13 protein-coding genes are annotated in these 13,665 nt (G+C 71.7%); 6 read left to right on the top strand and 7 right to left on the bottom strand.

Going from position 1 to position 13,665, the window contains the following annotated elements:
* Positions 1 to 6: 6 nt before the first annotated feature.
* The gene (locus ACIA73_RS19700; RefSeq protein ID WP_399439866.1) at positions 7 to 606 is read right to left on the bottom strand and encodes an HPP family protein; all 600 of its coding nucleotides are present in this window, start codon (positions 604 to 606) and stop codon (positions 7 to 9) included.
* A gap of 132 nt (positions 607 to 738) precedes the next feature.
* On the opposite strand from ACIA73_RS19700, the gene ACIA73_RS19695 reads away from it, so the two are divergent.
* On the top strand, positions 739 to 1,398 hold the full coding sequence (locus tag ACIA73_RS19695) for a CGNR zinc finger domain-containing protein (RefSeq protein ID WP_399439864.1): 660 nt from the start codon (positions 739 to 741) through the stop codon (positions 1,396 to 1,398).
* A 400-nt stretch (positions 1,399 to 1,798) separates the two neighbouring features.
* Here ACIA73_RS19695 and ACIA73_RS19690 read toward each other — a convergent pair whose 3' ends face one another.
* Both ACIA73_RS19690 and ACIA73_RS19685 read right to left on the bottom strand, forming a co-directional pair.
* Entirely contained in the window at positions 1,799 to 2,911 is a 1,113-nt protein-coding gene (locus tag ACIA73_RS19690; protein WP_399439863.1) for a sensor histidine kinase, read from the bottom strand.
* Positions 2,904 to 3,662: a response regulator transcription factor gene (locus tag ACIA73_RS19685; RefSeq protein WP_399439862.1), complete on the bottom strand. Its 759-nt coding sequence runs from the start codon at positions 3,660 to 3,662 to the stop codon at positions 2,904 to 2,906. Before ACIA73_RS19685 ends, ACIA73_RS19690 begins: the two co-directional genes overlap by 8 nt.
* An 87-nt stretch (positions 3,663 to 3,749) precedes the next feature.
* Here ACIA73_RS19685 and ACIA73_RS19680 point away from each other — a divergent pair, with 87 nt between their 5' ends.
* Positions 3,750 to 4,439: a M15 family metallopeptidase gene (locus ACIA73_RS19680; RefSeq protein ID WP_399439861.1), complete on the top strand. Its 690-nt coding sequence runs from the start codon at positions 3,750 to 3,752 to the stop codon at positions 4,437 to 4,439.
* A gap of 95 nt (positions 4,440 to 4,534) precedes the next feature.
* Complete coding sequence (locus ACIA73_RS19675; protein ID WP_399440118.1) at positions 4,535 to 5,644, top strand: endonuclease/exonuclease/phosphatase family protein; 1,110 nt, start codon at positions 4,535 to 4,537, stop codon at positions 5,642 to 5,644.
* Here the strand turns inward: ACIA73_RS19675 and ACIA73_RS19670 are convergent.
* Positions 5,634 to 6,578, bottom strand: a complete 945-nt coding sequence (locus tag ACIA73_RS19670; protein WP_399439860.1) for a MerR family transcriptional regulator — start codon at positions 6,576 to 6,578, stop codon at positions 5,634 to 5,636. The genes ACIA73_RS19675 and ACIA73_RS19670 overlap by 11 nt on opposite strands.
* A 101-nt stretch (positions 6,579 to 6,679) precedes the next feature.
* On the opposite strand from ACIA73_RS19670, the gene ACIA73_RS19665 reads away from it, so the two are divergent.
* Together ACIA73_RS19665 and ACIA73_RS19660 are read left to right on the top strand one after the other, a co-directional pair.
* Entirely contained in the window at positions 6,680 to 8,206 is a 1,527-nt protein-coding gene (locus ACIA73_RS19665) for an alpha/beta fold hydrolase (protein ID WP_399439859.1), read from the top strand.
* 55 nt (positions 8,207 to 8,261) lie between these two features.
* Positions 8,262 to 8,819 (top strand): dihydrofolate reductase family protein, encoded by a 558-nt coding sequence (locus tag ACIA73_RS19660; protein ID WP_399439858.1) that lies wholly within the window; start codon positions 8,262 to 8,264, stop codon positions 8,817 to 8,819.
* A 73-nt stretch (positions 8,820 to 8,892) separates the two neighbouring features.
* Here the strand turns inward: ACIA73_RS19660 and ACIA73_RS19655 are convergent, their stop codons facing one another.
* Both ACIA73_RS19655 and ACIA73_RS19650 read right to left on the bottom strand, forming a co-directional pair.
* Complete coding sequence (locus ACIA73_RS19655) at positions 8,893 to 10,509, bottom strand: amidohydrolase (RefSeq protein ID WP_399440117.1); 1,617 nt, start codon at positions 10,507 to 10,509, stop codon at positions 8,893 to 8,895.
* A 119-nt stretch (positions 10,510 to 10,628) separates the two neighbouring features.
* Positions 10,629 to 12,137, bottom strand: a complete 1,509-nt coding sequence (locus ACIA73_RS19650; protein ID WP_399439857.1) for an APC family permease — start codon at positions 12,135 to 12,137, stop codon at positions 10,629 to 10,631.
* Between the two features lie 158 nt (positions 12,138 to 12,295).
* Between ACIA73_RS19650 and ACIA73_RS19645 the strand changes: the two genes are divergently transcribed.
* Complete coding sequence (locus tag ACIA73_RS19645) at positions 12,296 to 12,922, top strand: TetR/AcrR family transcriptional regulator C-terminal domain-containing protein (protein ID WP_399439856.1); 627 nt, start codon at positions 12,296 to 12,298, stop codon at positions 12,920 to 12,922.
* A 27-nt stretch (positions 12,923 to 12,949) separates the two neighbouring features.
* Here the strand turns inward: ACIA73_RS19645 and ACIA73_RS19640 are convergent, their stop codons facing one another.
* A complete protein-coding gene (locus ACIA73_RS19640; protein ID WP_399439855.1) occupies positions 12,950 to 13,531 on the bottom strand; it encodes a TetR/AcrR family transcriptional regulator in 582 nt (193 codons plus the stop codon).
* Positions 13,532 to 13,665: the final 134 nt, after the last annotated feature.

Raw genomic sequence — 13,665 nt, 5'->3', positions numbered from 1 at the left:
AACCGGCTACCACCAATAGACGGGGTAGCGGTGCTTCACCCGGTCCACGCGTCCGATCAGTGCGCCCATGGCCACGATCACCAGGGTGGCCAGCGTCAGCAGGCCCAGGAAGTGCCAGGGCTCGGGGTTGGTGAGCACCACGATGACCGCGGTGGCGGCTGCGGGCGAGTGCGGGGTACGGGCCCATGCCATCGCCCCGATGGTGAGACCGGCCGCGACCGCCGCCGTCCACAGCGAACTCCCGCCCACCGCGACCGCGCCCAGACCCAGGGCAGCGGAGATCAGCTGCCCGCCGATCACGCTCCGGGGCTGTGCCAGCGGCAGCGCGGGGGCGGCGAAGACCAGAGCGGCGCTGGCGGCCAGCGGAGGTATCAGCAGCGGCTGGTGCAGCAGTACGCCCAGGGCCACGAGCAGCAGCATGACGGCGACCCCGCAGACGGTCATGACCGCCACGGTGGACATCGGTGCCCGGGCGGGCGCCTGTCCGGCGAGCGCGTCCGCGTATCTGCGCCAACGGGTGCGCTCGTCGAGGGAGTTGCCAGTGACGGAAGGGTCGGACCCGGACACCTCGGGGGTGGAGAGGTGGAGCGTGGAGGTGTCGGTCACCAAGGATTCCTTCCGCGACGTCCCGTCGGACGGGAGCGGGGCCCTGGGCGACCCCCGTAAAAGATCTAACGTCCCAATATACAAAGAGGCATTAGCTCTGGTGATTTCGCGTCCGACCGGCAAGATAAACGCATGGGCGCCCCCACCGAACACCGGCCGGACGACCGGCCCCCGTCGGCCACCTCCACCGCGGGCCGGCTCCCGCTGAGCGGCGAACCGTTGCCGCTCGACCTGGTCAACACCACCTTCATCAGAGGCGGCGTACGCGGCCGGCTCCTCGACGCCCTGGCCGAGCCCGCCGACCTGGATCACTGGCTCTCCCGGCACCGTCCGCGCTTCAGCGACAGTCTGGGCGAATTCCTCGCGGATCCCGCACCCGCAGGTGACGCCCACCTCGCCCGGTTCCTGGAGCTGCGGCTCGCGCTGCGCTCACTCGCCGGAGCGAGTGCCCGCCGGCACACCCCCGAGGCCAAGGACGCCCAGGTGGTCAACCGGGCGGCACGACTCGCCTCCCACTGGCACGAGCTTGCCCTCGGTTCCCCGCTCACGGCCCTACCGCGCTGGCCGGAACCCGACCCCCTGCTGGTGGCCCTCGGCGAGATCGCCGCCCAGGCCATCCAGCTCTTCACGGGCCAGGACGCCGACAAGGTACGGGCCTGCCCCGCCCCCGGCTGCGTCCTCTACTTCCTGAAAAGCCCGGCCCGGCGCGAGTGGTGCACCACGGCCTGCGGCAACCGGGTACGCGTGGCCCGCCACAGCCGACGTACCCGCGACGGGGCACAGGGGCACTGACCTGCGCCGTCCGTAGACGTGGGCGCAGCGCCGGGCGGTGTCCCGCCGGGCCGTCCGCATCCTGCGTGCCGTGACCTGACCACGGCGTCTCCACTCGGCGCGCGGCAGCCCGATGCGCTGGCCGCCGTTGGTGAACAGGGCGTTGACGGGAGCATGCGCGTCGGCGGCCATCCCCTTGGCCACCAGGACCCCCACCACCAGGGGCCCCAGAGCGACGACGAGCGCCGAACCGGCGGTGGCCACGCGGCGCAGGTGCGGGCGGTACGTGACGGACGGGGCAATCGGGAGCGGGGTGGAAGTCATGCCCTCATTCCAGCAACGCCGGACCGGCGGCAGATGGGCGCGGGTACTCAGATGCGGGTCTCCAGGTACTCACGGCCGGCCTCTCAACCTCGGTCTCTCAGCCGTCGATGGCCCGTCGCCCGCCGCCGCGCGGGGCAGCCGCCGGCAGCTCCACCGTGATCCGGATCCCGCCGGCAGCGCGTGGGGTGAGGGTGAGGGTGCCGTCGTGGGCGTCGGTGAGGGTCTTGACGATGGCCAGGCCGAGGCCGACGCCCCCGTGGTCGGTGCGGACGCGCTCGGTGCCGCGACGGAAGGGTTCGGTGAGGGTCGCGACCAGCTCCGGGGTGAGCTGCTCGCCGGTGTTCTCGACCGTGAGCACCATGGTGGTGGGGCGGGCGGTGGTGGTGATCCACACCGTGCCCCGCTCCGGCAGATTGTGGACGATCGCGTTGTGCACCAGGTTCGTGGTCAGCTGGAGGAGGAGCGCCGGTGATCCGGCGGCAGGGGCGATGTCGCCGCCGGTCTCCAGGGTGACGCCGTGCCGCTCCGCGAGCGGGAGAAGCGTTTCGGCGGCCTCCTCGGCCATCAGCGACAGGTCCACGCGCTCTCGGGTGAAGGAGCGCTGCTCGGCGCGGCTGAGCAGAAGCAGTGCCTCGGTGAGGTCGATCGCCCGGGTGTTGACGGTGCGCAGTCGTGCGACGAGTTCGCCGGTGTCGTGGTGCGGATCGGTGTGGGCCACATCGAGGAGCGCCTTCGACACGGCCAGCGGGGTGCGCAGCTCGTGCGAGGCGTTGGCCGCGAACCGCCGCTGCTCGGCGACGTGCGTTTCGAGGCGCCCGAGCATGGTGTCGAAGGCGTCGGCGAGTTCACGGAACTCGTCCCTGCGCCCCGGCAGCCGGATCCGGTGGGAGAGCGTGCCTCCGGTGGCCTTGCGGGTGGCCTCCGTGATGCGGTTCAGGGGCGCGAGCATCCGGCCGGCCAGGACCCATCCGCCCAGCAGGCCGAGCACCAGCAGGAACGCGAGGATGACGAGGGCCGGTGTGGCGAACACGCCGAGCAGGAGCTGGCGGTTGGGGTTCGAGTTGAGCATCCGGCGGTCCCAGTCGTCGGGCACGTAACTCAGCATGAAGAGCCACACCGCGGCGAGCAGCAGGACTCCCGCGACCATGAGGAATCCGGCGTAACTGAGGGTGAGTCTGAGCCGCACGCTCAGCCCGGGGCGCCTATCCACGGCTTCCTCCCTTCCGTACGTCGATGTCCTGTGGGCCGGTGTCCTGTGGGCGGGGGTCCTGCGGGCCGGTGTCCCGTGGGCCGATGTCCTGCGGTACGTCGATGCGGTAGCCGACGCCCGCCACGGTGGCGATCGTCCAGGGCTCGCCGAGCCGCTTGCGCAGGGCCGAGACGGTGATCCGTACGGCGTTGGTGAACGGGTCGGCGTTCTCGTCCCACGCCCGCTCCAGCAGCTCCTCGGCGCTGACCACCCCGCCCTCGGCGGCGACGAGGACTTCGAGTACGGCGAACTGCTTCCTGGTCAGCGCGACATAGCGGCCGTCCCGGTAGACCTCTCTGCGGAACGGGTCCAGACGCAGCCCCGCGATCTCCCGCACGGGCGGCCTGCTGTGGGCCCGTCTGCGGTCGAGCGCCCTGAGCCGGAGCACCAGCTCACGCAGGTCGAAGGGCTTCGTGAGGTAGTCGTCGGCGCCCAGCTCGAACCCGGAGGCCTTGTCGTCGAGGCGGTCGGCCGCGGTGAGCATGAGGATCGGCATGCCGCTGCCGGAGGCGACGATGCGCTCGGCGATCTCGTCCCCGGAGGGGCCGGGGACATCGCGGTCGAGTACGGCGATGTCGTAGACGTTGACGCGCAGCAGCTCCAGCGCGGTGTCGCCGTCCCCCGCGATGTCGGCCGCGATCGCTTCCAGGCGCAGGCCGTCGCGTACGGCCTCCGCCAGATAGGGCTCGTCCTCGACGATCAGCACTCGCATGCCGCCAAGGCTACGAGGCGGGACATATCGCCGACGTATCGAAAACCGCATACGCACCGGCAACGCCACGCTGCCTTGACTGAGGGAATGACTCAGCATCCGCCCTCAGTACGTACGACGACCCACCGCGCCCACTGGCTTTTGGCCATCTGCCTGGCAGCAGCCCTGGTGGCGATCGTGGTGGCGGTCGGCCGGCGGGCAGCGGAGCCCTCGTCCTGGCCGGCCGTGACCTCCGCGGGACCCCCTTCGGCTGTGCCACCCCCGAAACCCTCCGCACCCCCGTCACCGCACGCGCGCCACAGTGAGCATCGCGGTGGTCCGGCCGACGGGGCCGACGGCGTCGTCCCGGACGGCGTCACCGTCTTCGACGACGCGACCGCGGCCGTGACCAAACTCGATCCGGACCTGCTCAGGGCCCTCCGCCGGGCGGCGAGCGCCGCCGCGGACGCCAGGGTCACGTTCTACGTCAACAGCGGCTGGCGCTCCCCGGAATACCAGAACCGGCTGCTCCGGGAGGCGGTCGCCAAGTACGGATCCGAGGCCGAGGCCAAGCGGTGGGTGGCCACCGCGACGACCTCACCGCATGTGTCGGGGGACGCCATCGACATCGGGCGTTCCGACGCGACGGTCTGGCTCGCCGAGCACGGCGCCCGGTACGGCCTGTGCCAGATCTACGGGAACGAACCCTGGCACTACGAACTGCGCCCCAGGGCGGCCGACAGCGGCTGCCCGCCCCTGTACGCCGACCCCACGCACGATCCGAGGATGCAGCGTTGACCAGCACCATGCGCCCGGACACCACCCGTACCGGACTCCCGGACACCACTCCCACCGAACTCCCAGGCACCACCCGCACCGAACGAGGACAGACCATGACACAGGTGGACACGGCGGAAACCGGACAGGGCGGCGCCGGCCACCAGGACACCCGACAGGGCGGCGTCGGCCACCAGGACACCGGCCCGGGCGCCCGGCGGGCAGCCGCCCGGCGGGCGGTCCGCCGCGCGCTGCGCCCGGGCCCCTGGAAACGCGGCCCGGTCCTTACCGCCCTGGCGCTGTTCCTGGGCCTGCTCATGCTGCTGCACGCCCACATCCCGAACCGGATCTGGAACGTCGGCAGCCTGGCCGAGACCTTCCTGCCGTGGTTCGGCCTCCTCGTCCCGGTGCTGCTGGCCCTGGCGCTGCGGCGCCGTTCCCTCTCCGCGGTGGTCGCGCTGCTGCTGCCGGCCGTGGTGTGGCTGAACTTCTTCGGCGGGCTGCTCACCGACAAGTCCCACCCGCACGGCGACCTCACGGTGGCCGGCCACAACGTCGGCGCGGACAACCCCGACCCGGCCGGGACCGCCCGCGACCTCGCCGCCTCCGGCGCGCACATCCTGGCCCTCGTGGAACTTTCCGCGCAGGCCAGGCCCACGTACGAGAAGGAACTCGCGAAGACGTACCCGCACCACACGGTGCAGGGCACGGTCGGGCTGTGGAGCAAGCTGCCGCTGTCTGCCACCGGGCCGGTCGACATCATGATGGATTACGGGCCCCTGGGGGACGCCAAACCGGCCGCCACGAAGCGGGCCTACAACCGCGCCCTGCGCACCACGGTGGCCACCGACCGGGGTCCGCTGGCGGTGTACGTGGCCCACCTGGGATCCGTACGGGTCAACCCCAGGGCGGGCTTCTGGACGGACTCGCGGGACCGGAACGCGCAGGCGCTCGGCAAGGCCCTCGCCGCCGAGCGCAGTGCACGGGTGGTACTGCTCGGCGACCTGAACGGCACCGTCGACGACCGCGCGCTGACCGGCCTCACCTCCGCACTGCACTCGGCCCAGACAGCGGCGGGGGACGGCTTCGGCTTCACCTGGCCGGCGAAGTTCCCCGTGGCCCGGATCGATCAGATCCTCGTCCGTGGCGTCGAACCGACCAGTTCGTGGCTGCTGCCGGCCACCGGCAGCGACCATCTGCCGGTGGCGGCCGGAATCAGGTGGTGAGCAGCGCCGCGCACAACCAGTCGTGGGCGGAGCCCGGGGTCGGCTCCGGGGTGGCGCCGGCCGGGGTCACCAGCTGGCTCACCAGGTCCCAGTACTGGTCGATGCGCGGGTCCGTGGCGAGCTGTTGGTGCAGGACCGTGCGGAACTCCGGTGTGTCCCGGCCGCCGTAGGCACCCACATAGGCGTCGACGAAGCTGTCCAGCGCGTCGCCCCGGTGCGGATCCCGGCCCCGGAGCATCTGCGTGCCCGCCAGCTCGTACGCCTCGGCCAGCCCCGAGTAGAGCAGTGCGGAGCCGTGGGCACCGGCCGCCCGGTGGGCCGCGGGCTGTGGCTGGGTGGTACCGGGGCAGGGCCGCGACACGAGGGCGTGCAGGTGGGCGAAGGCGAGGGCCTGGGCGGGGGTGGGGGCGTCCGGCGGCTGAGGCACCGCCACTTCGAGGAACGCATGGGCCGCCCGGGCCGGCATGCGTGCGGGCAGCCAGCCACGCCAGAAGCGGACCAGTGCGTCGGTGGTCGGCGGAGTGCTCATCGCGCCGATCAGCCGCAGCCGGTCGGCGCGTTCGCCCGGCGGGCAGTCCTGTACGAGCTGGAGCCCCGCCTCCTGCCAGCGCAGCGCGGTGATCTGCGCGCCCAGGGTGCGCAGTTGGCCCGCGACGGCGTCCTCCAGCGCGCTCCCGGCGTCGGCCGCCCGGTCGTCCTCCTCCTGCTGAAGGACGCGCCGCACCTCGCGGACAGGGAGGTCGAGGGCGCGCAGCGAGCGGATGAGACGCAGTCGGTCAAGTGCGTCGGGGCCGTAGCGGCGGTGTCCGCCGGTGCTGCGCCGTGCCTCCGGGAGCAGCCCGTTCTCCGAGTAGAAGCGGACGGTCTTGACGGTGACCCCCGCGTGTTCCGCGAGCTCACCGATACTGCACAGCTGGTCATGGGATGCGAACACTTGAACCTCCCCCTGAGGGAGTTTCTACCTTATGGCGAGCGGGGCGACGGAGTTCAGCAGCCCGCGGAAACGACTTGTCGACCTACCCAGGGGAGAGATCCATGACCACGTTCGTGCTGGTGCCAGGGGCGTTCACCGGAGCGCAGGTCTGGGAGGAGACCGCGGTTCTGCTGTCCGGGGCGGGGGCGCAGGTGCACGCGGTGACGCTCACCGGTGCCGACTCGGGGGCGTCGGCCGTCGACCTGGAAACGCACATCGCGGACGTCGTCGCGGTCATCGACTCGGTGCGTGCGCAGGCCACTTCGGAGGGGGCGGATGCGCCGCGGATCGTCCTCGTGGGGCACGACTACGGGATGCATCCGGCCCTGGGCGCGGCGGACCGCCGTGCGGAACACATCGCGCGGGTCGTGTACGTCGACGCGGGGATGCCCCAGGACGGGGTGAGCGCGCTGGCCGCGATCCCCGACCAGGACCTGCGAGACGAACTGGCCGCGTCCGGCGACCCGGCGGGAGTGCTGAAGCCCCCGGCCCCGGAGGAGTGGCAGCGCTGGGGCAGTACCTCGGGCCTCGACCGGGCGGCGTTGGGCCGTCTGACGGAGCACGCCGTGTCCCAGCCGCTGGCCACGCTGCTCCAGCCGCTGCGACTGACCGGTGCGGTGGCCTCGGTACCCTCCACCGCCGTGCTGTGCACCCAAAACGGCGTCAGCATCGAAATGATCCAGATGGTCGTCGGCCTCGGTGACCCGGCGCTGCAGGCCCTGGTGGATCCCCGGGTGAGCTTCTTCGAACTGGCCACCGGGCACTGGCCGATGCTGACCTGCCCCGCGGAACTCGCCGAGACGCTGCTGGGGGCCGCCGCGGGTGAGGGCAGGCGGTTGAAGCCCGCCGACGCCTCCGGGCCGCCCGCCCATGCGCGGCCGTTCCTGCTGGAGGTTCCCGACGTCCCCGTCGAGCGGACCGGGAACGTCGACCTGTATCTGCCCGAGCCCGGCAGCACCGAAGGGCTGCTGCCCGCCGTGGTGTTCGTGCACGGTGGTCCGGTCCCGGCAGGCATCACGCCGACTCCGCGGGACTTTCCGATGTATCAGGGATACGCGAAGCTGGCCGCGGAGCGGGGGCTCGTCGGAGTGATGCTCGATCACCGGCTGCACGAGGTGGGCGACTTCCCCGTGGCCGCCGCCGATGTCGCCGCAGCGGTGGAACTGGTGCGCGACGACCCCAGGGTGGACGGGGAGCGGATCGCGCTGTGGTTCTTCTCGGGCGGAAGCCCCATGGCGGCCGAATGGCTGGCCGCTCCGCCTGCGTGGCTGCGCTGCCTGGCGGCCACCTACCCCCTCATGGACCCGCTCCCGAACTGGGGGGTCAGCAAGAGCCGCTTCAGGCCTGTGCAGGCGGTGGCGCATGCCGGAGACCTGCCGGTGGTGCTGACCCGGGCCGGGCTGGAAACGCCCGAATTCGCGGCCACCGTCGAGGCGTTCGTCGCGGCGGGAGAGGCGTCCGGAGTACGGATCGACCTCGTCGACGTACCGCAGGGCCATCACGGATTCGAGATCCTCGACCGCACCGACGAGTCGCGGGAGGCGGTGCGCCGCGCGCTGGACAAGGTGGTGGCGTATGTGAAGGACTGAGACACAGGCTGCCGGTTCACCGCCCCGGCGCCGTGCCCGTATCCGAAGGAGAAGCATGGCAAAGCTCATCTACTCGATGATCACGTCGCTCGACGGCTACGCCAAGGCGGCGGAGGGCGACCTGGGCACCGGCGCCGAGGACCCGGAGGTGCACACCTTCATCAACGACCTCTTCCGCCCCGTCGGCACCTACCTCTACGGCCGACGGATGTACGAGACCATGGTCTATTGGGAGACCGCGCACACCGAGCCCGACCAGCCGCCGCACATCCTGCAGTACGCCCGCGACTGGCAGGCAGCGGAGAAGGTCGTGTACTCCACGACGCTCGACTCGGTGTCCAGCGCGAGGACCAGGATCGAGCGGACCTTCGACCCGGACGCGGTGCGCAAGCTGAAGGCCGAGGCCGAGGCCGACCTCACCGTCGACGGCCCGAATCTCGCGGCCCAGGCGATCGCGGCTGGCCTGGTGGACGAGTACCACCTGTTCCTCACCACCAGCGTGATCGGCGGGGGTACGCGGTTCTTCCCCGACGGCGTGCGGCTCGATCTCGAACTGGTCGAGCAGCGTGCCTTCGACAGCGGACTGATCCACGCGCACTACCGGACCCGTTGAGCCGCACCTGTCGGTTCCCCGGAGCGGTCGAAGTGGAGGGGCGAAGAGCGAGTCCGCCCCTCCACGCAATGGCTCAGGCGCGGTGCACGACCGTCCCGCCCGTCATGGTGAGGACAACGGGCGCCTCGGCCAGCTCGTCGGCGGGTGCGGCGACAGGGTCGACGGCGAACGCGGTCAGGTCCGCCCGGAAGCCCGGGGCGATCCGGCCGGCGACGTGCTCCTCGCCGACCGCGCGTGCGGCGTGCGAGGTGTAACCCTCCAGGGCCATCAGGCCGGTCAGTGCCTGACCGGCCAGGACCGGTGCGGTCTCCGGGCGGCCGGGCAGCCTGCGCAGCCGGGCGGTGGCCAGTACCTCGCGGGGGTCGAAGTGGGCGATCGGCCAGTCCGAGCCGAGCACCAGAGTCGCCCCGGCGTCCCGCAGATCACGGCAGCGCCAGGCCCTGCCGGCCCGCTCCTCGCCGACCCGCTGCGACCACTCGTCGGTGTGGTCGGCACGGGTGTACGCGGTGTGCGTGGGCTGCATGGACGCGGCGACGCTCAGCTGGGCGAACCGCTCCAGCTGACCGGTGGGCACGGTCTCGATGTGCTCGATCCGGTGCAGCGCCCGCTGCTGACGGTCCGTCAAGAGCTCTACGGTGTCCAGGACATGACGCACCGCCGCGTCCCCGATGGCATGCGTGGCAGTGCGCACCTCGGCCCGCGCGAAATGGTGCACGGCGGCGGTGTACGCGGCCGGGTCCGGCCAGAACGCCTCGGTGCCCTGGCCGTGGCAGTCGGCGTGCTCCAGCCAGGCGGTACCGCCCTCGACGGTGCCGTCCATGAAGAACTTCACCCCGCCCACCCGCCAGTGCCGGCCGTGCGCGCGCTGCAGTTCGACGAGGTGGTCCAGACCCCCGGCGTCGATGCCCGGCATGCACCAGGGGGCGAGCCGCAGCCGCACCGGCAGGGCGCCGCCCTCTTCCTCGCAGGCGGCCAGCAGATCGAGCACACCGACGCCCTGGAGGTCCATGACGTGGGCGCCGGTGAGCCCGGTCGCGGCCATCTCGTGCAGCAGCTTCAGCAGCCGGGCGCGGCGCGGTGCCGGTTCCTCGCGCGGCAGCACCGGTTCCATCAGCTCCATCGCGGCGGGCTCGACGAGGTGCCCGGTGGGCCGCCGGTCCGGATCGCAGACGACCCGTGCCCGCTGCGCGAACTCCCGCGGCCCGTCGATCCCCGCAGCTGCCAGAGCGGGGCCGCTGGCCAGTGCCGAGTGCCCGTCGTACAGGCGCAGGAACGCCGGTACGCCGCCGAGCGCCGGGTCGATCAGCTCGTGGTGGACGGGGCGGCCGCCGAAGGTGTTGTGGTCCAGGCCGTGTCCGAGGATCCAGTCGCCGGGGGCGGCCGTGCGGGCGGCCCCGGCGAGCGTGGCCCGCAGGGCGTCCAGGTCGTGGCAGCCGGAGAGGTCGATTCCGGTGGCCATTTCGAGGCCGAACACCGGATGGCTGTGCCCGTCGACGAGGCCGGGGGTGAGGGTGGCGCCGGCCAGGTCGATCACCTCGGTGTCCGCGCCGCGCCACTCCCGTACGTCCGACGCGTCACCGACCGCGACGACGGTGCCGTCCTTGACGGCGACGGCACCGGCCGATGGCCGGCCCGGATCGAGAGTGTGGACGCGGCCGTTGGTGAGAACGGTGTCGGCGGTGGCGGACAGCGGACGGGCGGGAGTCTGGGACACGGCAGGCATTCCTTGGACTGGGGTGCGGGTGGTTCACCGTACGAACCCGCGCACCGGGAGGCGGGCGCGGCACGGCGGGGGAGTGCTGTGGGGCGTCAGCCCCGGGGGGAGGAGGAAGAGGACGAGGCCTCCGGTGGTTCGGCGGCGAAACCCTCGTACACCTCGGGCCGGCTGCGCCGGGTCCGCAGGGAGAGGAGGACTCCGAGGACGAACACGGCGGGGACGGACAGGACCAGCACCGCGTTGGTGGTGAAGGGGGCCGCGGTCGTCAGCGCGATATTGCTGATCACCAGCCACAGTGCGCCGGCCATCAGGACGGCGGCGGCGAGCGGCAGGACCACCGTGCGCAGTCGCCCCTCGTCGTGGCGGATCCGGTGGAAGTGGCGGAACACGGCGACCGCGGTGATCGCCTGGAGGGCCAGCAGGCCGATCATTCCCGGGGTGTTCATCCACAGCAGGAGCTGTTGGTACGGGTCGGCGCCGGCCAGCGCGAAGGCCGCGACGACCAGCAGGGCGAGGATGCTCTGCGCGATGCCCGCGACGTACGGGGAGCGGTGCCTGGGATGCACCCGGCCCAGGGCCTCGGGCAGCACGCCCTCCTTCGCCAGTGAGAGGCCGTAGCGGTTGATGGCGTTGTGGAAGGCCAGTTGCGAGGCGATGATGCTCGTCACGATGAGCAGGTGCATGAGGGTGGCCGCCCAGTCGCCGACGTACTGCGAGGTGGCGGTGAAGAACAGGCCGAGCGGATCGTCGGTGACCGCCCGCATGACCCGGTCGCTGCCGAAGGCCTGGATGACGATCCAGACGCTGAACGCGTAGAAGAGGCCCAGGAATCCGACCGCGATGAAAGTGGCGCGGGGGATGGTGCGGTGGGGATCGCGTGCCTCGTTGCGGTAGATCGCGGTGGACTCGAAGCCGGTGAACGCGGCGAAGGCGAAGGCGAGGACCGCGCCGGTGCCGGGTGTCAGGACATTGTCCGGGGTGAAGGAATCCCAGGTCAGGCCCCGCGCGCCACCGTCAAGGAGGACGCCGGCGGCGAGGAGTGCGAGGATGCCGGTCTCCGCGACCAGCAGTACACCGAGGACCTTCGCGCCGAACTCGATGCTGCGACAGCCGAGGAACCAGATCACGAACACGCCCGCGCACGCGATCACCGGCCACGGCACTTCGACGCCCCACAGCACCCGCAGCGCGTCCTGGGTGCCGGTGGCGAGCAGCCCGTACACACCGATCTGCATGCCGTTGTACGCGAGGAGGGCGAGTGTGGCCGCGCCGAATCCGGCCGGGCGGCCGAGGCCGCGGGTGATGAACGCGTAGAAGCCGCCGCCGTGGCGGACGTAACGGCTCATCGTGGTGAAGCCGACGGCGAAGAGAGCCAGCGTCGCGCAGGCCAGAAGATAGCCGACCGGGGCGCCAATCCCGCCGACGCCGATCGCGAGCGGGGCCACACCGGCCATCACGGTCAGCGGCGCCGCGGCCGAGACGACGAAGAAGACGATGTCGGCGACTCCCAAGCCGCCTCGGCCCGGTCCCGGCGGACCGCCACCGCGCTGCCCTGCGGCACCTTCGGGTGACCCCTTGCGGGGTGCGGACGCTACGTCCATGGCGCTCGGCCCTTCATCGGGAGGAGGAGGCGGGGGGCGGCCGCGGGCCGGTGGGGAGGGGCAGCAGCGGAACCGCGTAGAAACCTAAACCGTTTCGGTTTAGGTAACTTAGGGGGCCGGCCGTACGATTGGGAAGACCTCGCGACGGGAGAACGAACATGGGGCGGCCGCGGAAGGCTCTGCTCGACAGGGCGCGTATCGGGGCCACTGCCCTCGAACTCGTCGATGAGACAGGGGACTTCACGGTCCCGGAGATCGCCCGCAGACTCGGGGTGCAGACCGCGTCGGTGTACCACCATGTGGACGGCCGGGCCGGTGTGGTCGAGCTGGTGCGCGAGCGCGTCGTGGAACGGCTCGACCCCGAGACTCTCGATCTGACCCCCTGGGACGCCGCCCTGGAGGCCTGGGCGCGCTCCTACCGTGCGGCGTTCGCCGCCCATCCGCGCGCCATCGCTCTCCTGATGACCTCGCCGGTGCGTGCGCCGCGCGCGATCGAGCAGTACGAACGGGTGGCCGGGCTGCTGGTGGACGCGGGGTTCGCCCTGGACGAGGTCATGCCGGTCATCACCGGCCTGGACAGCATCGTGCTGGGTTCGGCCCTGGACATGTCGGCCCCCGAGGTCATGTGGGTCGTGGCCAAGGAAACCGACGCCCCACGACTCGCCGCGGCCCAGCAGGCGACCGGACCCCTCCGCGCCGACCGCGCCTTCGACCTGACCCTCGCCGGGTTCATGGCGCACTGCCGCGCGGTGAGGCCCGGGCTGAAGGGCCGCGGCTCAGCCTGAAAGCTGACCATGGCCGGCCTCGGGGCCTCAGGTGCGTGGCCCGGCGCCGTGCAGCAGGGTGTCGATGATCCGGGTGGCGAGGGCGTCGGGGTCGAGGCCGGTGTCGTCCGCGTTTGCGTGCAGGGACTCTCCCAGCAGCGCGTAGTAGACCCGCCGCACCCAGAGAAGGTCGGCAGCCTCGTCGATGAGCTTGTCCGTGCGGGCCCTTTCCAGCACGGTGAGGCAGCGTTGGCCGATGTCCTCGTGGAGGGCGGCGGCCTCACTGCCGGGGTCGGCGGGCAGGCTCAGGGCGAAGGCCCAGGAGGTCTTGACCTCAAGCACATTGGCCGTGATCCGGTGCAGGGCCACCAGGGGAGGGGCGGTGCCCGGCCGGCCGTCCGCCACGACCTGGGCGAGTTGACGGGCGGCGGACAACGCCAGTGCTTCGATCAGCGCCTGTCGATGCGCGAACCGCCGGTGGATCGTCGTGCGGGCAACGCCGGCGGCGGACGCGATCTGCTCCATCGACGCATGAGGGTCCTCGGAGAGGACGCGTTCGGCCGCCTCCAGGATCGCCCGCACACTGCGCTCCGCGTCCGCTCGCAACGGTCGTGCCGCGCTCTCGCCCATGGCGTACCGCCTCCCGCTTCCTTTTCCACACCGACGCGCAAAACGATACATCGGTGCGCCAGATTTTCTGTATCTGCGTCAATGGTGTTGCAGTTATCAAGAAAAGAGATACTGTTCCGACTCAGTTGCTCATC

This window comes from Streptomyces sp. NPDC051561 (assembly GCF_044454195.1).
Lineage (GTDB): Bacteria > Actinomycetota > Actinomycetes > Streptomycetales > Streptomycetaceae > Streptomyces.
The sequence above is the reverse complement of the archived record's forward strand: the minus strand, read 5'-3'. Positions and strand labels throughout refer to the sequence as shown.

Bases quoted from the DNA above. Each gene is read 5' to 3' on its own strand.
- ACIA73_RS19640 (WP_399439855.1), bottom strand. From the start codon at position 13,531: ATGGGCGAGAGCGCGGCACGACCGTTGCGAGCGGACGCGGAGCGCAGT.
- ACIA73_RS19660 (WP_399439858.1), top strand. From the start codon at position 8,262: ATGGCAAAGCTCATCTACTCGATGATCACGTCGCTCGACGGCTACGCC.
- ACIA73_RS19695 (WP_399439864.1), top strand. From the start codon at position 739: ATGGGCGCCCCCACCGAACACCGGCCGGACGACCGGCCCCCGTCGGCC.
- ACIA73_RS19685 (WP_399439862.1), bottom strand. From the start codon at position 3,662: ATGCGAGTGCTGATCGTCGAGGACGAGCCCTATCTGGCGGAGGCCGTA.
- ACIA73_RS19680 (WP_399439861.1), top strand. From the start codon at position 3,750: ATGACTCAGCATCCGCCCTCAGTACGTACGACGACCCACCGCGCCCAC.
- ACIA73_RS19675 (WP_399440118.1), top strand. From the start codon at position 4,535: ATGACACAGGTGGACACGGCGGAAACCGGACAGGGCGGCGCCGGCCAC.
- ACIA73_RS19665 (WP_399439859.1), top strand. From the start codon at position 6,680: ATGACCACGTTCGTGCTGGTGCCAGGGGCGTTCACCGGAGCGCAGGTC.
- ACIA73_RS19645 (WP_399439856.1), top strand. From the start codon at position 12,296: ATGGGGCGGCCGCGGAAGGCTCTGCTCGACAGGGCGCGTATCGGGGCC.
- ACIA73_RS19650 (WP_399439857.1), bottom strand. From the start codon at position 12,137: ATGGACGTAGCGTCCGCACCCCGCAAGGGGTCACCCGAAGGTGCCGCA.